General features: G+C 70.7%; 19 protein-coding genes and 1 pseudogene. 2 read left to right on the forward strand and 18 right to left on the reverse strand.

Going from position 1 to position 21,999, the window contains the following annotated elements; genetic code table 11:
- Nucleotides 1-5: 5 nt before the first annotated feature.
- The 8 genes and pseudogenes from ACFWP7_RS33795 to rpe form a co-directional block, all read right to left on the reverse strand.
- Nucleotides 6-1,472, reverse strand: a complete 1,467-nt coding sequence (locus ACFWP7_RS33795) for an amino acid permease (RefSeq protein ID WP_384389459.1) — start codon at nt 1,470-1,472, stop codon at nt 6-8.
- A gap of 371 nt (nt 1,473-1,843) precedes the next feature.
- Complete coding sequence (locus tag ACFWP7_RS33800; RefSeq protein WP_384389461.1) at nt 1,844-2,239, reverse strand: hypothetical protein; 396 nt, start codon at nt 2,237-2,239, stop codon at nt 1,844-1,846.
- Between the two features lie 120 nt (nt 2,240-2,359).
- The gene (locus ACFWP7_RS33805) at nt 2,360-3,799 is read right to left on the reverse strand and encodes a GuaB1 family IMP dehydrogenase-related protein (RefSeq protein ID WP_384389464.1); all 1,440 of its coding nucleotides are present in this window, start codon (nt 3,797-3,799) and stop codon (nt 2,360-2,362) included.
- 168 nt (nt 3,800-3,967) lie between these two features.
- Nucleotides 3,968-4,393, reverse strand: coding sequence for a barstar family protein (locus ACFWP7_RS33810; RefSeq protein ID WP_384389467.1), 426 nt, complete (start codon nt 4,391-4,393; stop codon nt 3,968-3,970).
- Nucleotides 4,390-4,497, reverse strand: a pseudogene (locus ACFWP7_RS33815) (ribonuclease N); the annotation flags it as partial. The gene ACFWP7_RS33810 and the pseudogene ACFWP7_RS33815, both read right to left, overlap by 4 nt.
- A 31-nt stretch (nt 4,498-4,528) precedes the next feature.
- A complete protein-coding gene (locus ACFWP7_RS33820) occupies nt 4,529-5,185 on the reverse strand; it encodes a maleylpyruvate isomerase N-terminal domain-containing protein (protein ID WP_384389469.1) in 657 nt (218 codons plus the stop codon).
- A gap of 149 nt (nt 5,186-5,334) precedes the next feature.
- Nucleotides 5,335-6,378 carry a sugar-binding transcriptional regulator gene (locus tag ACFWP7_RS33825; RefSeq protein ID WP_384389471.1) on the reverse strand — a complete coding sequence of 348 codons (1,044 nt, stop codon included), beginning with the start codon at nt 6,376-6,378 and terminating at the stop codon, nt 5,335-5,337.
- A gap of 78 nt (nt 6,379-6,456) precedes the next feature.
- Entirely contained in the window at nt 6,457-7,143 is a 687-nt protein-coding gene (gene rpe / locus ACFWP7_RS33830; protein WP_384389474.1) for a ribulose-phosphate 3-epimerase, read from the reverse strand.
- A 134-nt stretch (nt 7,144-7,277) separates the two neighbouring features.
- On the opposite strand from rpe, the gene ACFWP7_RS33835 reads away from it, so the two are divergent.
- Complete coding sequence (locus ACFWP7_RS33835; protein ID WP_384389476.1) at nt 7,278-9,449, forward strand: MMPL family transporter; 2,172 nt, start codon at nt 7,278-7,280, stop codon at nt 9,447-9,449.
- A 230-nt stretch (nt 9,450-9,679) separates the two neighbouring features.
- Here ACFWP7_RS33835 and ACFWP7_RS33840 read toward each other — a convergent pair whose 3' ends face one another.
- Together ACFWP7_RS33840 and fmt are read right to left on the reverse strand one after the other, a co-directional pair.
- Nucleotides 9,680-11,104, reverse strand: coding sequence for an RsmB/NOP family class I SAM-dependent RNA methyltransferase (locus ACFWP7_RS33840; protein ID WP_384389479.1), 1,425 nt, complete (start codon nt 11,102-11,104; stop codon nt 9,680-9,682).
- A 219-nt stretch (nt 11,105-11,323) separates the two neighbouring features.
- The gene (gene fmt / locus ACFWP7_RS33845) at nt 11,324-12,256 is read right to left on the reverse strand and encodes a methionyl-tRNA formyltransferase (protein ID WP_384389482.1); all 933 of its coding nucleotides are present in this window, start codon (nt 12,254-12,256) and stop codon (nt 11,324-11,326) included.
- Nucleotides 12,257-12,674: 418 nt separating this feature from the next.
- Here fmt and ACFWP7_RS33850 point away from each other — a divergent pair, with 418 nt between their 5' ends.
- On the forward strand, nt 12,675-13,223 hold the full coding sequence (locus ACFWP7_RS33850) for a hypothetical protein (protein WP_384389485.1): 549 nt from the start codon (nt 12,675-12,677) through the stop codon (nt 13,221-13,223).
- Between the two features lie 76 nt (nt 13,224-13,299).
- On the opposite strand, the gene ACFWP7_RS33855 is transcribed toward ACFWP7_RS33850, so the two are convergent.
- The 8 genes from ACFWP7_RS33855 to ACFWP7_RS33890 all read right to left on the reverse strand — a co-directional run bounded on the left by ACFWP7_RS33855 (nt 13,300) and on the right by ACFWP7_RS33890 (nt 21,968).
- A complete protein-coding gene (locus ACFWP7_RS33855; protein WP_384389488.1) occupies nt 13,300-15,447 on the reverse strand; it encodes a primosomal protein N' in 2,148 nt (715 codons plus the stop codon).
- 120 nt (nt 15,448-15,567) lie between these two features.
- Nucleotides 15,568-16,776, reverse strand: coding sequence for a methionine adenosyltransferase (gene metK / locus ACFWP7_RS33860; protein ID WP_384389490.1), 1,209 nt, complete (start codon nt 16,774-16,776; stop codon nt 15,568-15,570).
- A 349-nt stretch (nt 16,777-17,125) separates the two neighbouring features.
- A complete protein-coding gene (gene coaBC, locus ACFWP7_RS33865; protein ID WP_384389493.1) occupies nt 17,126-18,328 on the reverse strand; it encodes a bifunctional phosphopantothenoylcysteine decarboxylase/phosphopantothenate--cysteine ligase CoaBC in 1,203 nt (400 codons plus the stop codon).
- Nucleotides 18,329-18,485: 157 nt separating this feature from the next.
- The gene (gene rpoZ, locus ACFWP7_RS33870) at nt 18,486-18,758 is read right to left on the reverse strand and encodes a DNA-directed RNA polymerase subunit omega (RefSeq protein WP_003982715.1); all 273 of its coding nucleotides are present in this window, start codon (nt 18,756-18,758) and stop codon (nt 18,486-18,488) included.
- 36 nt (nt 18,759-18,794) lie between these two features.
- Nucleotides 18,795-19,352, reverse strand: a complete 558-nt coding sequence (gene gmk / locus ACFWP7_RS33875) for a guanylate kinase (protein WP_384389496.1) — start codon at nt 19,350-19,352, stop codon at nt 18,795-18,797.
- A gap of 37 nt (nt 19,353-19,389) precedes the next feature.
- Nucleotides 19,390-19,713, reverse strand: a complete 324-nt coding sequence (locus tag ACFWP7_RS33880; protein WP_384389499.1) for an integration host factor — start codon at nt 19,711-19,713, stop codon at nt 19,390-19,392.
- Between the two features lie 309 nt (nt 19,714-20,022).
- Nucleotides 20,023-20,865, reverse strand: a complete 843-nt coding sequence (pyrF, locus tag ACFWP7_RS33885) for an orotidine-5'-phosphate decarboxylase (RefSeq protein ID WP_384389502.1) — start codon at nt 20,863-20,865, stop codon at nt 20,023-20,025.
- A complete protein-coding gene (locus tag ACFWP7_RS33890) occupies nt 20,862-21,968 on the reverse strand; it encodes a quinone-dependent dihydroorotate dehydrogenase (protein ID WP_384389505.1) in 1,107 nt (368 codons plus the stop codon). Before ACFWP7_RS33890 ends, pyrF begins: the two co-directional genes overlap by 4 nt.
- Nucleotides 21,969-21,999 lie beyond the last annotated feature (31 nt).

The following is a 21,999-nucleotide window of genomic DNA, read 5'->3' on the forward strand; positions in this document are numbered from 1 at the left end:
GTGGTTCACTTCTCTACGGTGGCGATACGGGACCGGCGGTAGCCGTAACTGAAGTAGAACACGAGCCCGACGGCCATCCAGACCCCGAAGACCACCCAGGTCACGGTGTCGAGGCTGCCCATCATCCAGACGCAGAACGCGAAGCCCAGCGCGGGCAGCACCGGCGACAGCGGCACCCGGAACGTACGCGGCATGTCCGGACGTGTCCGGCGCAGCACCACGACCGCGATGTTGACCAGCGCGAAGGCGAAGAGCGTGCCGATGCTGGTGGCGTCGGCGAGCTGACCGAGTGGGATCGCGGCGGCGAGCACTCCGCAGAACACCGACACGATGAGGGTGTTGGCGCGCGGCACACCGCTCTTCGGGTGAACGCGCGAGAAGACCTTGGGCACGAGTCCGTCGCGGGACATGGCGAAGAGGATGCGGGTCTGGCCGTAGAGCACGGTCAGGACGACGCTGGCGATGGCGATGACCGCTCCGGCTGCGAGCAGCGTGCCCCAGACGGCGTCGCCCGTGACGTCCTCCATGATCCCGGAGAGCGCCGCCTCCGAGTCGGTGAACCGGCGCCAGGGCATCGCGCCGACGGCGACGGCTGCGACGAGGACGTACAGCGCCGTGACGATGATCAGCGAGAGCATGATCGCGCGCGGCAGGTCGCGCTGCGCGTTCTTCGCCTCCTCACCGGCCGTGGAGGCGGCGTCGAAGCCGATGTACGAGAAGAAGAGCGTGGCCCCGGCGGCGCTGACGCCCGCCATGCCGAGCGGCATGAAGTTCTCGTAGTTGCCGGACCGGAACCCCTGGATGCCGATCGCGCAGAACAGCAGCAGCGCGGCGATCTTCACCACGACCATGATCGTGTTGGCGCGGGCCGACTCCCGGGCGCCGCCGAGCAGGAACGCCATCGCGAGCAGGACGACGATCAGCGCGGGCAGGTTGAAGATGCCCCCGTCGCCGGGCGGCGCGGAGAGCGCGTCCGGGATGGTGACGCCGATGGTCCCGTCGAGCAGCTCGTTCAGGTACTCGCCCCAGCCGACGGCCACGGCGGCGACCGACACGCCGTACTCCAGGACCAGACACCAGCCGCAGATCCAGGCGATCAGCTCGCCCATTGTTGCGTACGCGTACGAGTACGAGGATCCGGCGACCGGGATGGTGCCCGCCAGCTCGGCGTAGGAGAAGGCGGAGAACAGCGCCGTCAGGCCGGCGATCACGAAGGAGAGGGTGACCGCGGGGCCGGCCTTGGGGACGGCCTCCCCGAGGACCACGAAGATGCCGGTGCCGAGGGTGGCACCGATGCTGATCATGGTCAGCTGCCACAGCCCGAGGGAGCGTCGCAGCGACCCTCCCTCACCCTGGCCGCCCTCGGCGACCAGGCGTTCCACCGGCTTGCGGCGCATGAGGCGTGCGCCGATGCCCGGGGACGGCGGGGCGGACGAGGGGCGGGACTGCGGGGGTGCGCCTTGGTCGAGCACGCGTTGGCTCCTTCATCGCTGCCGGCCGGAAGAGGCGGGAACGGGCGGCACCCCTGACAGCAGGGACCCGCCGAGCGGAGTCCCCGCCGCACTCAGTACAGCGCTTGACCCTACGAGCCCGGGCTTCACGGGCGTAATGCAGCAACCTTGCGCACCTCCGCAAGATCATTGCGTTCATCGCAGTCCGGCGGGTGTTCGTTGCGCGGGGCCTCTCGATGGCTGTGCGGAGCGCCTCTCACCCCTTGCGCGCGGCCCCGCGAGCCGGTGAACGCCAGCCCCCTTCAGCCCCTGGGCATGGCCACGCAAGCCGACGAGCGGGGGGCGCCCTCAAGTCCCTGGTCGGGCTCCGCGAGCCGATGAGCGCGCCGCGGTCAGCCCTCCTCCGGCCCCCCTGCGACGGCCCGCGCCCGCGACGCGTCGTCCTCGTCGAAGCCCAGCTGCCCGGGTTGCCCGTACGACGCCGCCTGCGCGTCGATCCAGCGCGTGTGCGCCTCCCAGGCGGCCTGCTTACTGGTGCCGAGGGCCGCGCCGATCTGCGACCAGGAGGCACCGGCCTCGCGCGCCGCACGAACGGTGAGCTGACGCCCGTACGCCGCCTTGCGGGCCACCACCTCGCTCAGCGCGAGAAGTTCCAGGAGCCCCGCCCGGTCGAGCGCCTCGGCGTCGCTCCCGGCTCCGGCGAGCGACTCCCGTACCCGCAGCTCGTCGAGACGGGCCACGGCGGTCAGCAGGGTGTACTGCGGCTCGATGCTCTGTGGTGTCGTCATGCACTCAGCGTCGCGTCAAGCAAGCCTGACGTCAAGATGGCCTGACGCAGAGGGAGGTCCAACGCCGACGGCCCCCGCGGTCGCACCACGGGGGCCGGACGAGAACGAGGAAACGCGCCGTTACCAGCTGGCGTGCAGCGGCTTGCCCTCGGCGTAGCCGGCCGCGCTCTGGATACCCACGATCGCCTTCTCGGCGAACTCCTCCAGGGAGTTGGCACCCGCATAGGTGCAGGAGGAGCGGACGCCCGCGATGATCGAGTCGATCAGGTCCTCGACGCCCGGGCGGGACGGGTCGAGGAACATGCGCGAGGTGGAGATGCCCTCCTCGAACAGCGCCTTGCGGGCGCGGTCGTACGACGACTCGTCGCTGGTGCGGTTCTTCACCGCGCGGGCGGACGCCATGCCGAACGACTCCTTGTACAGACGTCCGTTGGCGTCCTGCTGAAGGTCGCCCGGGGACTCGTACGTGCCCGCGAACCACGAGCCGATCATGACGTTGGACGCACCCGCAGCCAGCGCCATCGCGACGTCGCGCGGGTGCCGTACACCGCCGTCGGCCCACACGTGCTTGCCGTACTTCTTGGCCTCGGCCGCGCACTCCTTCACCGCCGAGAACTGCGGTCGGCCGACACCGGTCATCATCCGGGTGGTGCACATGGCGCCGGGGCCCACACCGACCTTGATGATGTCCGCGCCCGCCTCGACCAGGTCGCGCACACCTTCCGCGGCGACGATGTTGCCGGCCGCGATCGGCACCCGCGGGTCGAGCGCGCGCACCGTCCTGAGGGCGCTGATCATCGACTCCTGGTGCCCGTGGGCCGTGTCGATGACCAGCGTGTCGACGCCCGCGTCGAGGAGCTGCTTGGCCTTGCCCGCGACATCACCGTTGATGCCGACGGCGGCGGCGATGCGCAGCCGGCCGTTCGCATCGGTGGCCGGCGTGTAGAGCGTGGCACGCAGGGCGCCCTTGCGGGTGAGGATGCCCGCGAGCCTGCCGTCCTTGTCGACGGCGGGGGCGTAGCGGCGGTTGGCGTGGTCCAGCCTGTTGAAGGCCTCACGCGGCTCGATGTCCGCGTCCAGGAGAAGCAGGTCCTTGGACATGACCTCGGACAACTGGGTGAAGCGGTCGACACCGGTGAGGTCGGCGTCGGTGACCACGCCGACAGGGCGGCCTTCCTCGTCCACGACGACGCCCGCGTTGTGCGCACGCTTGGGCAGCAGCGCCAGCGCGTCGGCGACGGTCTGGTGCGGGGCGAGGATGATCGGGGTGTCGAGCACCAGGTGGCGTCCCTTGACCCAGGAGACGACCTCGGTGATGACCTCGATCGGGATGTCCTGGGGAATGACCACGAGCCCGCCGCGACGGGCGACGGTCTCGGCCATCCGGCGGCCCGCGATCGCCGTCATGTTGGCGACGACCAGCGGGATCGTGGTGCCCGTGCCGTCGGGGGAAGCGAGGTCCACACCCTGACGCGAGCCGACCGCGGAGCGGCTGGGCACCATGAACACATCGTCGTACGTCAGGTCGTACGGGGGCTGGATGTCATTGAGGAAACGCACGTGCTGCACATCCCGGTCGATCAGAGGTGGCCCCCGGACAGGTCAGCCAGGGGGAAGAGCACGTACTTCATTCTCCCATGACGCGGTGTGTATGCCGCCCGGGCCGATCCTCCAGACAGGGGTGTGCCGGTTGGTGACTTCCTCCGACAGCAGGCCGGGGGCCGCTCGCTACCGGGGCTCCGCCAGTGCCATCACCACGGCCAGCGGGGTGTCCGTCCCGCGCCAGTGGGCAGCCGAGTCGGCGAAGATCTCCTGGAGCACACGCCAGTCCGCGGCCGAGGCCGCCGCATACTCCTGCCAGTCCTGTACGAGGATCAGCCGGCCGTGCGGAGTGGGCCACCATTCGAGGTCGCCGAGGCAGTCGGCGAGAGCGTCCCAGTTGGCGCCGAACCAGTCCGGCAGGCGCAGCGCGGTGGCACACGCCGCCATCAACCCGGTTTTGTCCGAGACGCCGGCGAGGTCCAGGACCGAGGTCTCCCAGCCGGCGTTCCGCGCGGCTTCGAGAGCCCGCTCCACGGGCAGTTGAGCGGGCCAGGAGAGGACACCGGAGGGTGCGCTTCCTTCGAGCACCGGCGCGAGCGGGTTGTCCGTCATGTCAGCACCGCCCTGACTGATTCGTTGTGATCATCGGTGTAGTAGATCTCGCCGCCCTGCCCGCTGACAATGCGGCACGCTTCCCGATCGCTCTCGCCGGGAGTTTTGGCCTCGCCGTCCACGGCTGTTCGGCGTCTATCCGAGGATGAGCGGGAGTTTCGCCGCCAGCTCGCCCAGTTCGGCCGTCTCCGCGTCGGTCGGGGCACGCCGCCCGGTGCCGACCAGCAGCGCGTCCTTGTCGCAGAACGACGCGGGGAAGGGGGCCGGGGCGATCTTCTCCAGCAGCTCGCGGGTCCGGGCGAGCCCCTCCGCGGGCGGGCCGGCCGCATCCGGGAAGTGTGCGACCAGGTCGAGGTGGTGCAGCGTCCACTCCAGGACGTACGCGGAAAGATAGTCGCCCGCGGTGAGAACCTCGCCGCGGGTGCTGACCCGCCGGCCCGGGTCGGCGAGTTCCGCGGCGCGGCCTGCGGCGGAGCCGACGTCGTCGAGGTGGAACTTGAGCAGCCAGGCCTCCTGGTACGCGGCGGCCAGCCGTACGGTCAGCGCGTCGAGCGGGTCGTCACCGGTCGGCGGCGTTCCGGTGACCTCCCAGTAGGTGACCGCGTCGCGGGTCGGTTCCGTCTCAGCGGGGCTCACGAGGGTGATCAGGACGTCCTGGGCGTCGATGACCAGGTGGCACACCAGGTCCCGTACGAGCCAGCCGGTACAGCCGGACGGCCGCGCGAAGTCCTCGTCCGGGAGCTCGGCGACCGCCGTGCGCAACGCTGTCCAGGAGCGTGAGAAGAGATCCACATCGGCAAGGTAGTGCGGCGCGGCCAGGGCGGACAAGCGGGTGGGGAACAACCGGCCGGCAGCGCCGGGAGGAGGCCGGACCAACCCTCCCCGCGCGTGGGGAGGGTTGGTCCCGTGGCCACCCCGCGCGCGATGCCTCGTACAAGCCGTCAGATCCCGTCGGGATCCTCTCGGTTCAGCGCCGGACGCGGTGTCGTTCCCGCCGTCATCAGGTAGTCCGCGGCGGACGTGTCCGTCACCAGGCTGGTGACCAGCCCGGACCGCAGCACCGCGTCGATCGCGGCGGCCTTGCGCCGACCGCCGGCGATCGCGACGACCTCGGGGATACGGCGCAGCCGGTCCGTCTCGACGGTGATGCAGCGCTCACCGAGGTCCCGGCCGACCCGGCGCCCCTCGGCGTCGAAGAGGTGCGCGGACATCTCCGCGGCGACACCGAGGGTGGCGTAGTGGGCGCGCTCCTCCTCGGTGAGCATGTCGTGCACCGTCGAGATGCCCGCCTCCCAGGAACCGATGGACACACAGGCGACCGTGACCTTGTCGAAGTACTCGAAGGCACGGGCGATCCCGGTCTGGCTGCGCAGCGCGGCCGCGGTCGCCGCGTCGGGCAGCAGCATCGGCGCGTAGATGGGGTGGGCGTCGCCGCCCGACACCTGGGCGGCACGCCGTACCGCCTCCACCGAACCGCGCTCGGCGGTCCCGGCGTCGTACACCCCTGTCAGCTGCACCACCGTGCACGGCGGGAGCCGGTCGAGGGCCGCCGCCATGTGGATGGTGGAGCGGCCCCAAGCGAGGCCGAGCACATCGCCCTCGTTGACCAGCTCGCCGAGCAGGTCCGCGGCGACCTCGCCGAGGTTCTCGGGGTCGGGCGACTCCTGGGCCTCGGCCGGCGACTCCACCACGACCGCGTGCCGCAGGCCGTAACGGGCGCGCAGCGCGTCCGAGCGCTCCGCGTCCAACTCCGCGGGGACGCGGATCTCGATCCTCACGAGATCCCGTTCGAGAGCGGTTTCCAGGACCCGGGCCACCTTGAAGCGGCTCACGCCGAACTCCTCGGCGATCTGGATCTTGGATTTGCCCTCAAGGTAGAAGCGGCGGGCCATGGCCGCCGCCTGCACCAGCTCTGCGGGTCCCATCCGCATGGCTGACCGGCCCGTCGACATACCCGACACGGCGATCTCCTCACTGCTGTTCACACTCTGGATTCGCCGTTCATCCTCGCAGATCCGGCGTACTTGATCAGCCCAGATGGGCGGCGTTCACGTTCCCTTCGGTCAGTGGCCGCAAGCCCACGATGCCTGGGCCGTCACCTCCTGAGCCTGCGTGCGCAATGCACGTACCGCCTGGGCCGGGTCGGATGCCCCGTACACGGCCGATCCGGCGACAAAAACGTCCGCTCCGGCCTCCGCGCATCGCTCGATCGTCGACGCCGAAACTCCGCCGTCGACCTGGAGCCAGAGCTCAAGACCGTGCTTGCTGATCAACTCGCGAGTGCGCCGGATCTTCGGGAGCATGATGTCGAGGAAGGCCTGACCGCCGAATCCCGGCTCGACCGTCATGATCAGCAGCATGTCGAGCTCGGGAAGCAGATCCTCGTACGGCTCGATCGGCGTCGCGGGCTTGAGCGCCATGGAGGCACGGGCACCCATGGCACGGATTTCGCGGGCGAGCCGCACCGGCGCGGCGGCCGCCTCCACATGGAAGGTGACGGAACCGGCACCCGCTTCTACGTACTGAGGTGCCCACCGATCGGCGTTCTCGATCATCAGATGGCAGTCCAGCGGCGTGTCCGTCGCACGGGCCAGGGATTCTACGACCGGCACACCCAGCGTGAGGTTCGGTACGAAATGGTTGTCCATGACATCGACGTGGAGCCAGTCGGCCCCCTCCACCGCCTTTGCCTCCTCGGCAAGGCGGGCGAAGTCGGCGGACAGGATGCTGGGGTTGATCTGCACGGCCATGCCCCAAGACTGCCATGCTCCGGGCCCCTTGCTCGCCTCGGTCCAGACCTAGGCCGTTCTGCGGATGTTGTGCCACGGCGCCACATGCCATGCTGGGCGGCCCACAGGCTCCAGACAGGGCTACGGGGGCGGCCATGACGGACCGACAGGTAACGCAACGGCGGGGAATCGCCTGGCTCGTCTGCGGTCGGCGCAGCAAGTGGGCGGTGGTGGGCCTGTGGCTGTTGCTGCTGGTTCTCACGGCACCGTTCGCCCAGAAGCTCACCGACGCCCAGGACAACGACGCTGCCTCCTGGCTGCCCGGCTCCGCCGAGTCCACCCAGGTCCTGCAGATCTCCGAGGACTTCAGGCCGGAGCAGATCCCCGCCGTCGTCGTGTACGCCCGCGCGGACGGACTCACGGCACAGGACCGGACGCGGATCGCCGAGGACGCGGCCCGGATCAAGCAGCTGACCGCGCACGGCATCCGCGGCGCGGAGACCCGGGGGCCGGTTTACGACCGGGAGACCGGGCCGCGCGCGGCCCAGATCCTCGTCCCCATCACGATGGACGAGAAGGGCTGGGAGGAGATCGCTCCCGCGGTCGACTCGATCCGTGACGTGACCGGCAAGGGCGGCGAGGGGCTGGCGGTGCACGTCACCGGCCCGGGCGGTACGTCCGCGGACTTCTCCAAGGCCTTCGAAGGCATCGACTCCACCCTGCTGCTCTCCGCGCTGGGCGTCGTCATCGTGATGCTCCTGCTCACCTATCGCAGCCCCACCCTGATCATCGTCCCGCTGCTCGGGGTGATCGCCGCGCTGTTCACCGCGCAGGCGTTGATCTACCTCCTCGCCGAGCACGCGGGCCTGACGGTCAACGGCCAGAGCGCGGGGATCCTCACGGTGCTCGTCTTCGGCGCGGGGACGGACTATGCCCTGCTCCTGGTCGCCCGCTACCGGGAGGAACTGCGCCGCCACGAGGACCGCCACGAGGCCATGGCTCTGGCCCTGCACCGCGCGGGCCCCGCCGTGCTGGCCTCGGGCGCCACCGTCGTCCTGAGCATGCTGGTGCTGCTGGCGGCCGAGATGAACTCGACGCGCGGGCTCGGCCCGGTCGCCGCGATCGGTGTCGCGGTCGCGCTGGTCGCCATGGTGACGCTGTTCCCCGCCCTGCTGGTGATCTTCGGCCGCTGGATCTTCTGGCCGGTGATCCCGCACTTCGGCTCCGCCGATCCGACCGAGCGGGGCGTCTGGGCACGCATGGGAGGCCGTATCGCGCGCCGCCCGCGCCTGATCTGGGGCGTCACGGCGGCGGCGCTCGTCCTGCTCTCGCTGGGTCTGATCCAGCTGCGCGCGGAGGGCATCAGCAACGCCGACGCCTTCACCGGCAAGCCCGACTCGATCGTCGGCCAGGAGGTGTCCGCGCGCTACTTCCCCGCGGGCAGCGGCGATCCGCTCGTCATCGTCAGCAACCGCGCCCAGGCCGAGGAGGTCGGCCGGGCGGTGGCCGCCACCTCCGGTGTCGTACCGGACTCCCTCGGTCTGCCACCCGGCACGAAACCCGAGTTCGAGGGCAAGGTCCTCTTCGAGGCCACCATGACCGCCCCCGCCGACAGCGAGGCCGCGAAACAGACGGTGGAGCGGGTCCGGGACGCCGTCCACACGGTCCCCGACGCCCAGGCCCAGGTCGGCGGCGGCACCGCGTCCCTGCTCGACATGGACAGGGCAACGACCCACGACAACATCCTGATCATCCCGCTCGTGCTGGTCGTGGTCCTGCTGATCCTGTGCGGGCTGCTGCGCGCCCTGATTGCGCCTCTGCTGCTCATCGGGACGGTGGTGCTGTCCTTCGCGGCGGCGCTCGGCATCAGCGCTCTGGCGTTCCGGCACATCTTCGACTACGCGGGCGAGTCGACGGACTTCCCGCTGTTCGTCTTCGTCTTCCTGGTCGCCCTGGGCATCGACTACAACATCTTCCTGACCACCCGTATCCGTGAGGAAGCGGACCGGCACGGCACCCGCAAGGGCGTGGTGACGGGCCTGACCGCGACCGGCGCGGTCATCACCTCCGCCGGCCTGGTCCTCGCGGGCACCTTCGCCGCGCTGGGCACGCTGCCGATGGTGGCGTTCGCGGAGCTCGGCTTCACGGTGGCGCTCGGCGTCCTGCTCGACACCTTCATCGTGCGTTCGGTGCTGGTCACGTCCCTGTTCCTGGACGTGGGACCGCAGGTGTGGTGGCCGCACCGGCGGGCGCACGAGGACGGCGGAGAGCCGCCGCCCGCGGTGGCATCCTCGGAGGCGCCGCAACCGGCCTCGCGGCCGGACTAGGTCACTCCGCCGACGTCTCCCGCGCCCTGTGCGAGCAGCCCGTCGACGAACGCGCCCTCCCTGGGGACAGGTGTCCCGACGGATACGCGCTCGGCCCGACCCTCAGCGCCGCACTCCTGGCAACGGCCCGCACCGTCCAGCAACGGACCGGCCCACCGGCACGAGCGGAACGAACCGGGGAACAGGAGCTGCTCTCCGCCCGGGATTGACCGGACGGAGGGTTCACACGGTCATCCGGTCCGGCGGATCAACGCCAGATACATCGCGTCCGTCCCGTGCAGATGCGGCCACAGCTGTACGTCGGGACCGTCACCCAGGGCCGGTACGCCGGGCAGCAGCGGGCGGGCGTCGATGAGCTCGGCGGCGTGCTGCTTGACCACGTCGTTGACCACGGCGCGGGTCTCCGCGAGGTGCGGCGAGCAGGTCGCGTAACCGACGACGCCGCCGACACGCACGGAGTCGAGCGCTGTGCGCAGCAGCCCGCGCTGGAGCGGCGCGAAGCGCTCCAGGTCCTCGGGGCGGCGCCGCCAGCGGGCCTCGGGACGGCGACGCAGGGCGCCGAGCCCGGTGCAGGGCACGTCCATGAGCACGCGGTCGAAGGTGCCGGACCGCCACGGCGGACGGGTCCCGTCGGCAGCGATGACCTGGTACGGCCCGGGGTTCCCGGCGAGCGCCTTCGCCACAAGACCGGCGCGGTGCGGCAGCTTCTCGGAGGCGAGCAGCAGGGCACCGCGTTCGGCGGCGAGCCCGGCCAGCATGGCGGCCTTGCCACCGGGGCCGGCGCACCCGTCCAGCCATACCTTGTCGGGCCCGTCGAGCGGTGCGTTCGCCAGGGCGATCGCGACGAGTTGACTGCCCTCGTCCTGCACACCGGCACGGCCTTCGCGTACGGCGTCGATGGCACCCGGTTCGCCGCCCTCGGAGAGCCGTACGGCGTACGGCGACCAGCGCCCCGGCAGCGCGGACTCCTCGCCGAGCACGTCGAGGAGTTCACCGGCGGTGGACCGGCCGGGGCGGGCGACGAGCGTCACCTCGGGCCGCTCGTTGTCGGCCTCGAGCAGATCCTCGATCCCTGCGCGGCCTCCGCCGAGCGCATCCCACAGTGCCGAGACGACCCACCGCGGGTGCGAGTGAACGATGGCGAGATTGTCCTCGGGGTCGTCTTCGTACGGCGGCGCGACCTGCTCGATCCACGCGTCGAGGTCCTGCTGCGAGATCTTCCGCAGGACGGCGTTGACGAACTTGGCCCGTCCGTCGCCGAGCACCACGCGGGCGAGCTCGACGGAGGCGGAGACAGCGGCGTGGGTGGGGATGCTGGTGCCGAGCAGCTGATGAGCACCGAGGCTCAGCACATCGAGCACCGGCGGATCCACTTCGCGCAGCGGCCGGTCGACACACGCGGCGATGACGGCGTCGTACGTCCCCTGCCTGCGCAGCGTCCCGTACACCAGCTCGGTGGCCAGCGCGGCGTCCCGCCCGTCGAAGTCGCCCTTCTCGCGCGCCTTCCGCAGCAACGGGGGCAGTACGAGGTTCGCGTACGCGTCCCGCTCGTCCACGGCCCGCAGCGCCTCGAAGGCGAGCATGCGGACGGGGTCCTTCTGGGGGCGGCGATAGGGCTTGCCGGGCTTGCGCGGCCGACGGGACTGCTCACTCACGAAAAAGGTGCTCCGGATTCGGGAAAAGGTGCGTCTACCAGCGTACGCCGCGGGGCTGACGCCGGGCTCCGACGGTGCCTCGCGATGATGCGAGGTCCCGCTTCGGCGTCTCGGGGCGGTGCCAGGACCCGCCTCGGCATCTTGGGGCGATGCCCAGGACCGGCCTTGCTGCCTCGGCGTGATGACAGGACCCGCCTCGGCGTCTCGGCGGGTGCCGGGTCAGGCCCCGACCCTCTCCCCGGAGGCGATGCGCACGCCGCGCGCCCAGTCGGCGGCGCGCATCGGCTTCTTGCCCTGGGCCTGGACCCACAGCAGCTCGACGGCGTACGAACCGGTCCCCACATACACATTGTTCTTGCCGACGGACAGCTCGCCCGGGGCGAGGCCGGTGCGGTCGGTGACCGGGGCGACCTGGATGAGCTTGAGCCGCTCGCCCCGGAAGACGGTCCAGGAACCGGGCTCGGGGGTGCAGCCGCGGACGACCCGGTCGACGCGCAGCGCCGGGGCCGACCAGTCGACGTGGGCGTCCTCGACGCTGATCTTCGGCGCCAGGGTGATGCCGTCGACGGGCTGGGGGACGGCCTTCAGGCTGCCGTCCTCGATCCCGTCCATGGTCGCGGCAAGCAGTCCGGAACCGGCGAAGGCCAGCCGGGTGAGCAGGTCCCCGCTGGTGTCGGTGGGCCGGATCTCCTCGGTGACGGTCCCGTAGACGGGTCCGGAGTCGAGCCCCTCCTCGATGAGGAAGGTGGAGGCGCCGGTGATCTCGTCCCCCGCCATGATCGAGTGCTGCACGGGTGCGGCACCGCGCCAGGCGGGCAGCAGCGAGAAGTGCAGGTTGACCCACCCGTGGACCGGGATGTCCAGCGCGACGCGGGGCAGCAGCGCACCGTACGCGACAACGGGACAGCAGTCGGGCGCGATCTCCCGGAGCCGCGCCAGGAACTCCTCGTCCCGCGGCTTCACCGGCTTCAGTACCTCGATCCCGGCCTCCTCCGCGCGCTCGGCGACCGGACTCGCGACAAGCCGACGCCCCCGCCCGGCCGGCGCGTCGGGTCGCGTGACAACGGCGGCCACCTCGTGCCGCCCGGAGGCGATCAGGGCGTCCAGAGCGGGAACGGCGACCTCGGGGGTACCTGCGAAGACCAGCTTCATGGGTGGCGGTTGACCTCTCGGACGGGAGCACTTCAGACCCTGCACACCCGCAGGGAGCGGCGGGGTTGCGGGGCAGCGCACCAGTCTATGCGGGGCGGGCGGCCGGGTGCGCGGGGGCGCCCGACCCGCGCAGGACGCGCCGCTCGCGCGAGGCGTCAGCCGACTCGCGCAGGAGATACCGCACCCGACATCCCACTCGCACAGGCAGTCCGGGAGGGAACACACGTGCCGAGCAAAGTCCCTTGACGGGTCAACAATCCACCGGGGGCGTACGTCCCACCTCGCGCCCCGTGCATATGCCCTTACGCCCCCGCAGCGTTACCACTCACCCCTCAACGCGTTGGTCAAGAAAGAGTTGACCACAACGGGCCGCAATCGCGGCCCGATCCTTTTCAACGCCTGTTCGAGAGGCTTGTTCATGGCCGACCACGCAACCCACGACGCCCAGGCTCGGGCCAGCCTGCACTTGCTGGTGCGGGACATCGAGCGGGTCCGCCGGCAGGTGGACGCACTGCGCACGCTGACCGCCCAGCTGGGCAACGTCTACCGCCCGCGCCGCTCCGGCCCCTCCGCGGGCTTCGTCGTCTACGGACGCGCCCCCGCCCCGACCGTCCGCCTCGCCCAGGAGCTGCGGGACAGCGTCGAGACCCTGGTCACGGCCGCCGTGGACTTCGACCGCTCACTGGGTTTCTCGTGGGACGCGGTGGGCTCGGCCCTCGGGGTCACCAAGCAGGCGGTGCACCGCCGCTACGGCGCCCGCCGGGCTACCGCCCAGGCCGCCGCGGAGGCGGAGCGCGCCACGGAGCCTGCGGGCAACCACACCGTCGCCGTCAACACCGGCATCCCCACGGTGCCGGTACCGACGGTTCCCGCCGCCCGCTCCATGCCGACCCAGCCGACGGCGGGCAGCTCCACTTTCCGTGAGGAAGTGCGGCCCACCGCGTTCCCGGGGCCGCGCAACGGCTGACCCCCTGTCCCCGTCTGCCTCCCGGCGCCACCAGGCCTGGGAGGCAGCCCAAACCGACGCCCTTCCCTGCACACGCTCACCCGATGTCCGGCGGATCGATCCGAATCCGTACGGGCTCGCTCCCCCCACGAGCCATCCGCGTCGCCTGTGCGGTCTTCAACGCCGCGGCGAGCGCGGCCCCGCTGCCGGGCGGCACCCGGATGAGGGCCCGCTCCCAGTGCTCGCCCGGGGGCGGCCCCCCGACCCGCCGAGGCCGCCCCGTCTCCGTGACGTGCATCGGCACGGGCCCCAACACCTCGGCGTCTGCGGGCAGTTCGGCCGCGGCGAGGAACCCCGCCAGCGCCTCCGGCGTACCGGACACGGCCGCCATCCGCGACACCGGCGGAAACCCGAGCTCGGCGCGCTCGGAGAGTTCGCGGACGGCGTGCCCGACGGGATCCCACCGTACGAGCGCCTGGACGGGCCGCAACGTCGGCTCGGCGACGACGACCACGGTCCCCCCGGCGCTCTGTGGACGCACCAGCGAAGCCGCGCCGATCCAGCGCCGCAGCGCCTCCTCACCGGCCCGCAGATCGGGCCGCCCGAGCATCGCCCAGCCGTCGAGCAGCAGCGCGGCGGCGTATCCGCCGTCGGCGACGGGCTCGGCCCCCGGCGTGCTCACGACGAGCGCGGGCGCACCCGCCACGGTGTCCAGGACCTGCTCCCGCCCCGACGTCCGCACGGGGACGGCCGGAAACGCCCGTCCCAGTTCCTCCGCGGTCCGCCGCGCGCCCACGATCTGTGCCCGCAGCCGGAACCCACCGCACTCAGGACAGTGCCAGGCCGCCTCGTCCCGCCCACACCACGTACACCGCAGCGCCCCCGCGTCCTGTGACTCCAGCGGCCCCGCACAGTGCCGGCACCGCGCGGCGGCCCGGCACTGGGCGCACGCCATCCGCGGTACGTAACCCCGCCGAGGCACCTGCACCAGCACCGGCCCGTGGCGCAGCCCTTCGCGCACCACCTGCCAGGCGATCGTGGGCAACCGGGCGGCCCGGGCCGCCTCGTCCCGCGCGAGATCCCCGTCCCCCACGGTCCGCACCAGCGGCGCGGCCCCCCGCACCTGCTCGCGCTCCGCGACCAGCGGCAGCGCCCAGCCACTCTCGACCAGCTGCGCGGCCTCGACCGTGCAGCTCCAACTCCCCAGCAGAAAGGCACACTTGTCATGAGCGGCCCGCAGCTGAAGCACCTCTCGCGCATGTGGCTGAGGCGCGTGCGGCTCACTGTGGCTGCCGTCCCCGTCGTCCCAGATGGCGACGAGCCCCAGATCCCACACGGGCGCGAACATGGCGGCCCGGGTTCCCACGACGGCCCGTACGGACCCACGCCGCACGGCAAGCCACTCCCGGTACCGCTTCTCCGGCCCGGCCTCCGCGGTCAGCACGGCGTGCCGCCCCTCCCCCAGCAGCGAGGTCAGCGCGGCGTCGACGCGCGAGACGGCCCGCCCGTCCGCCACGACCACGAGCGCGCCCCGCCCCGAGGCGAGCGTCGCACCCACGGCCCGCGCCAGCTCCTCGGCCCAACCGGGCCCGGGCAGCGCATTCCACACCGCACGCGGCGCTCCCCCCGCCGCGAGCGCCTCCAGAAAGGCCGCCCCCCGCCCGTACCGCGCCCAGGACCCCACCTCGGGCACCCCGGGAACCGGCAGCGGCGCAGACGAAGCCTTGCCCTCCGCCCGAGCGTTGCGCGGCGGGACAGCCAACTGCAGTACATCAGCGAGGCTGCCCGCATAACGGTCGGCGACCGCGCGCGTGAGCCCCAGCAACTCCGCGCTCAACACCGGCTCGGGCGAAACGACTTGAGCCAGCGCGGCCAACGGCCCCGCGTACTCCGACTCGGCAAGCCGCTCGACGAGAAACCCGTCGATCAGCCCCCCGCCCTCACGACGCCCCTCCCGCACCCGATGCCGCCCGGCCCCGAACCGCACCCGCACCCGCACGCCGGGCTGCGCCTGCGCATCGAGCTCTTCGGGCACGGCGTAGTCGAAGTACCGGTCGAGATGCAGCACGCCCTTGTCGACGAGCACACGCGCGACAGGCAGCTCCTTGGCAAGCGCGGCCCCCCGCCACGTCCGCGGTTTCGCCTTGGGCGCCGCGGCCTTCCGCACACTCTCCCGAATCAACGCAAGCTGCTCGGGCGGCGCACCCTCCGCACCACCCTCACCATCCCCATCCGCGCTGCTCACAGCAACATTCCTACCAGATCCCACTGACAGCGCCGCGCGCCCCGGGATCGTGATGAACCACCGAGAAACACCGAGGCCCGACACCCCCCAAGGGCGCCGGGCCTCGCCGCACAACCAGCCTTACAGGCCAACAGCCTTGCGCAGCGCTTCCACACGGTCCGTCCGCTCCCATGTGAAGTCGGGCAGCTCGCGTCCGAAGTGACCGTACGCGGCGGTCTGGGCGTAGATCGGGCGCAGCAGGTCGAGATCGCGGATGATGGCCGCCGGGCGGAGGTCGAAGACCTCGGTGATGGCGGTCTCGATCTTCTCTGCGTCGACCTTGGCGGTGCCGAAGGTCTCGACGAAGAGGCCGACGGGCTCGGCCTTGCCGATGGCGTACGCGACCTGGACCTCGCAGCGGGTGGCGAGGCCCGCGGCGACGACGTTCTTGGCGACCCAGCGCATGGCGTACGCGGCGGAGCGGTCGACCTTGGACGGGTCCTTGCCCGAGAAGGCACCGCCGCCGTGGCGGGCCATGCCGCCGTACGTGTCAATGATGATCTTGCGGCCGGTCAGGCCGGCGTCGCCCATCGGGCCGCCGATCTCGAAGCGGCCCGTCGGGTTGACCAGGAGACGGTAGCCCTCGGTCTCCAGCTTGATGCCGTCGTCCAGGAGGGCCTTCAGCTCCGGCTCGACCACGAACTCACGGATGTCGGGGGCCAGCAGCGATTCCAGGTCGATGTCCGACGCGTGCTGCGAGGAGACGACGACCGTGTCCAGACGGACCGCCTTGTCGCCGTCGTACTCGATGGTGACCTGGGTCTTGCCGTCGGGGCGCAGGTACGGGATCGTCCCGTTCTTGCGGACCTCGGAGAGGCGGCGCGCGAGGCGGTGCGCGAGGTGGATCGGGAGCGGCATCAGCGCGGGCGTCTCGTCCGTCGCGTAGCCGAACATCAGGCCCTGGTCGCCCGCGCCCTGCTTGTCGAGCTCGTCCTCATCGCCTTCAACCCGCTTCTCGTACGCCGTGTCGACGCCCTGCGCGATGTCGGGCGACTGCGAGCCGATGGACACCGAAACGCCACAGGACGCGCCGTCGAAGCCCTTCTTCGAGGAGTCGTACCCGATCTCGAGGATCTTGTCGCGGACGAGCTGCGCGATCGGCGCGTACGCCTTGGTGGTGACCTCGCCGGCCACGTGCACCAGGCCGGTCGTGATCAACGTCTCCACGGCGACCCTGGACTTCGGGTCCTCGCGCAGAAGCGCGTCGAGAATGGTGTCGCTGATCTGGTCAGCGATCTTGTCGGGGTGACCCTCGGTCACAGACTCCGAGGTGAACAGGCGACGGGACACAACGCTCCCTGAGGTTGCAGCGGCTGCTGGCTGATCATTGGTGGACGGCCGGGGGCTGCGCCTGGCGTCGTCCGCGAACAGTTTATCGGTCGCACTCGCCTATAGGCCCATCTGTCTCGCTTCGCGGAAGCGCTGTGACCTGCGGCACGGGCATTCTCCGCCATGACGCTCGGTCTCCGCCAGGGTCGCCACGCCCGTTTTTACGCGTCTTGTGGCGCCTGTTGAGGCAATTGCGGCGTTCCCCCGTGGCTGAGATTTCACGTGACTGAGATGTTCCCCTTTCACCCGAACCGGGGCACCACCTCCACCCGAACCGGGGCGCCACCATTACCCGAGCGGGGCCCCACCATTACCCGAGCCTGGGCACCACCAGATCCCACATGATGTCGGCCAGCGCCTCCTTCGGCCCGTACGGCACCGGGGTCTCGCTGCCGTCGGCGCCGAGCACCACGGCCTCGTTCTCCTCGGCACCGAAGGTCTTCCGCTCCCCCACCTCGTTCACCACGAGAAGGTCGCAGCCCTTGCGCTCGAGTTTCGTACGTCCGTTGGCCAGTACGTCGTCCGTCTCGGCGGCGAAACCGACCACCACCTGGCCGGGACGGGGCCGGTCCGCCGAGATCTCGGCGAGGATGTCCGGGTTGCGGACCAGCACGATCGGGTCCGGCTCCCGGCCGTCCTTCTTCTTGATCTTTCCGGTCGCGTACGTCGCCGGGCGGAAGTCCGCCACGGCCGCGGCCATGACCACCGCATCGGCGTCCGGGGCCGCCTTCAGCACCGCCTCGCGCAGCTGCACGGCGGTTTCGACCTGTACGACGTCCACCCCGGCCGGGTCCGGCAGTCCGGTGTTGGCTGCGATCAGTGTGACCCTGGCGCCCCGCGCGGCCGCCGTACGGGCGAGGGCGTAGCCCTGCTTCCCGGAGGAGCGGTTGCCGAGGAAGCGGACGGGGTCGAGCGGCTCGCGGGTGCCGCCCGCGCTGACCACGACATGACGGCCGGCGAGATCCGGTTCGGCCACGCCCCGTGCGAGCACCCGTCGGCAGACCTCGAAGATCTCCGAGGGTTCGGGCAACCGCCCCTTGCCGGTGTCGACGCCGGTCAGCCGCCCCACGGCCGGCTCGATGACGACGGCGCCCCTGCGGCGCAGCGTCGCCACGTTCTCCTGTGTCGCCGGGTGCTCCCACATCTCGGTGTGCATGGCGGGCGCGAAGACGACCGGGCAGCGGGCGGTGAGAAGGGTGTTCGTGAGGAGGTCGTCGGCGAGGCCGTGGGCCGCCTTGGCGAGCAGGTCGGCCGTCGCCGGGGCCACGACGACCAGGTCGGCGTGCTGGCCGATGCGGACGTGCGGCACCTCGTGGACGTCCGACCAGACCTCGGTGGCGACCGGATGGCCGGAGAGGGCGGACCAGGTGGCGGCGCCGACGAAGTGCAGGGCGGACTCTGTCGGTACGACGCGTACGTCGTGCCCGGACTCGGTCAGCCTGCGCAGCAGCTCACAGGCCTTGTACGCGGCGATGCCACCGCTGACCCCCAGCACGACCTTGGGCTTGTCCACCGGGTCTCCCCACACTCGAGAACGTACGACGCCGAACGACTCGAGCCGAAAAATCCGAGCCGAACGACTCCATGACACACCACAGGCCCGACAGTCGCGCTGCCAGGCCTGGGATGACGAAGAACGATGAGAACGATGAAACCGATGAAAACAACGGCTACTGAGCGGGGCCCTCAACGGCCTCGGACGTCAGCAGGCCCGCGTTGATCTCGCGCAGGGCGATAGAAAGCGGCTTCTCGTGGACGTGGGTGTCCACCAGGGGACCGACGTACTCAAGGAGACCCTCACCGAGCTGCGAGTAGTACGCGTTGATCTGACGGGCGCGCTTGGCCGCGTAGATCACCAGGCTGTACTTCGAGTCGGTGGCCTCGAGGAGCTCGTCGATCGGAGGGTTGATGATGCCCTCGGGAGCGGTGATGGAAGAGGACACGCTCTGCCTTCCGAAAAGGGAAAAAGACCTGAAAGATCAAACAACTTCGACCAAGGCTAGCAGCTCACGCGCTACATCCTCGACGGAGGTGTTGACAAGGGTGACATCGAACTCGGTCTCGGCCGCCAGTTCGATCTTGGCGGCCTCCAGACGGCGCGCGATCACCTCCGGCGGTTCGGTGCCCCGGCCGGTGAGTCTGCGCACCAGTTCCTCCCAGGAGGGAGGGGCCAGGAACACGAGCAGGGCCTCCGGCATGGACTCGCGGACCTGTCGGGCGCCCTGGAGGTCGATCTCCAGGAGGACCGGCACACCCGTTTCCAGGTGCTCCAGAACAGCCGCACGCGGCGTCCCGTAACGGTTGCCTGCGAAGTCGGCCCACTCCAGCAGCTCGCCGTTGGCGATCAGCTTGTCCATCTCCTCGTCACTGACGAAGAAGTAGTGGACTCCATGCTTCTCACCGGGGCGCGGCTTACGGGTCGTCGCCGACACCGAGAGCCAGACCTCGGGGTGTTCCTTGCGCATATGAGCGACGACCGTGCTCTTACCGACCCCTGAGGGGCCGGAGAGCACGGTCAGCCGCGGACGTTCACTCATGCAGCGATTATTCCAGCAATCACGGGGTGCCCAGAACTCAGGCGCCCGCGCCGCCGAACTCACGCTCCAAGGAGGCGATCTGGTTCGAACCGAGGCCGCGTACACGACGGCTCTCGGAGATCCCCAGTCGCTCCATGATCTGCTTGGCGCGGACCTTGCCCACGCCCGGCAGGGACTCCAGGAGAGCGGAGACCTTCATCTTGCCGATGACGTCATTCTCCTGGCCCTGCTTGATGACCTCGTGAAGGGAGGCGCCGGAGTGCTTGAGTCGATTCTTGACCTCGGCCCGCTCCCGGCGAGCCGCGGCGGCCTTTTCGAGCGCGGCTGAGCGCTGTTCAGGGGTAAGGGGCGGAAGAGCCACGCCTACGTCACCTCGGATGTCGAACTGTCGGATACGGACCGGTGAGGAACCTAGTCGCCCCACACCTGGGGAGCTACGAGCAACACGCTTGCCCGCTCCCTCTGCGTCGGAGACTAGCGGGCAAGTGCGCCAGAGTCAGCGAGAACAGCGGAAAAGTCCTGGTCAGCCTCTCCGGAGTCGAACATTTCCGACATATCGCCCCGGATTTGAGGATGTATTCAGGCTCGGCACCCTCCGAAGACCCTCGTCGGAGTGCCTCCGAGGCACCTAAACGCACTCCCAAGGACCGCCGCGAGGACTTCGGACGGCTCAGGCGGCCCCCACAGCGACCCTGATCTCCTCCGCGAAGCCCTCCGCGACCTCCCGCAGCGCGACGACGTCGGGACCGTGACGCAGAACACCCCGGCTGACATTCGGGACGACATTGCGCACCGCCGCGCCGAAGGCACCCGCGAGATCGGCCGCGGTGGCCCCCTGAGCGCCGATTCCGGGCGCGAGGATCGGCCCGTTGATGTCCAGGTCGTACGAGGAGAGGTCGCCCAGCGTGGCGCCCACCACCGCACCGTAGGAGCCCAGAGGCGTCTCTCCCGCGTTCTCGGCGGCGAGGTGGGCCAGCATGGTCGCTCCGACGTTCCGGCCGTCCGCGCGGACCGCGTGCTGCACCTCGCCGCCTTCCGGGTTGGAGGTGAGCGCGAGGACGAAGAGACCGGCGCCGCTCTCGCGGGCCAGTTCGACGGCGGGCTTCAGCGAGCCGTAGCCCAGATACGGCGACACGGTCAGCGCGTCCGAGAACAGGGGCGCGTCCTTGCTCAGGAAGGTCTCCGCGTACGCGGCCATGGTCGAGCCGATGTCGCCGCGCTTGGCATCCATCACGACCAGCGCACCGGCCGCCCGCGCCTCCTCGACCGACCTCTCCAGGACGGCGATGCCGCGCGACCCGAAGCGCTCGAAGAACGCGCTCTGCGGCTTCAGGACGGCGACCCGGTCGGCCAGCGCCTCCACGACGGTGCGGCTGAAGCGTTCCAGGCCCGCGATGTCGTCGCTGAGGCCCCAGTCGGCGAGCAGCGAGGCGTGCGGGTCGATGCCGACGCACAGCGGACCACGGTCGTCCATGGCACGGCGAAGACGTGCACCGAAGGGTTCCAGGCTCATGCGGACTTCCTCACGTCGGCGCCGACGGCGTCGGCGAGAGTGGCGTACGGGCTCGTACGGAGGCGCGCGGCGAGCCCCTTGTGGATGGTGCGCCCCCAGAAGGGGCCCTCGTAGATGAAGGCGCTGTAGCCCTGGACCAGCGTGGCGCCGGCCAGGATGCGCTGCCAGGCGTCCTCGGCGTTCTCGATGCCGCCGACGCCCACCAGGGTGATGCGGTCGCCCACGCGCGCGTAGAGGCGGCGCAGCACCTCCAGGGAGCTCGCCTTCAGCGGCGCTCCCGAGAGTCCGCCGGTCTCCTTGACCAGGGAGGGTTGGGACTTCAGACCGAGTCCCTCGCGCGCGATGGTGGTGTTCGTGGCGATGATTCCGTCCAGGCCGAGTTCGACGGCGAGGTCGGCGACCGCGTCGATGTCGTCGTCGGCGAGGTCGGGCGCGATCTTGACGAGGAGCGGCACCCGCCGGTCGGTGACCGCGCGGTCGGCGGCCGCACGGACGGCGCTCAGCAGTGGTCGCAGCGCCTCGGTGGCCTGGAGGTTGCGCAGACCGGGGGTGTTCGGCGAGCTCACGTTGACCACGAGGTAGTCGGCGTGGCGGGCCAGCCGCTCGGTCGACTTCACGTAGTCACCGACGGCCTCCGCCTCGGGGACTGCCTTGGTCTTGCCGATGTTGACGCCCACGACGGTCCTGAAGACGGGCGTACGGGCCGCCAGGCGCTCGGAGACGGCCGCGGAGCCCTCGTTGTTGAACCCCATGCGGTTGATCAGCGCCCGGTCCGGCACAAGGCGGAACAGCCGCTTCTTGGGGTTGCCGGGCTGCGGCTCCCCGGTGACGGTGCCGATCTCGATGTGGTCGAAGCCGAGCATCGACATCCCGTCGATGGCGACGGCGTTCTTGTCGAAGCCGGCGGCGAGCCCGAACGGGCCGTGCATCCGCAGGCCGAACGCCTCGGTGCGCAGTTCGTCGTGGCGGGGAGCGAGAGCAGCCGCGACGAAGGTGCGGAGCACGGGGATGCGGGCGGCCAGGCGGATCCACCGGAAGGCGAGGTGGTGGGCCTGCTCGGGGTCCATCCGTTGGAAGACGAGCCGGAAGAAAATCCTGTACATGATCATGTCCTCATGAAGGGCCTCATGAAAA

Source organism: Streptomyces sp. NPDC058470 (assembly GCF_042721055.1).
Classification (GTDB): Bacteria; Actinomycetota; Actinomycetes; order Streptomycetales; family Streptomycetaceae; genus Streptomyces.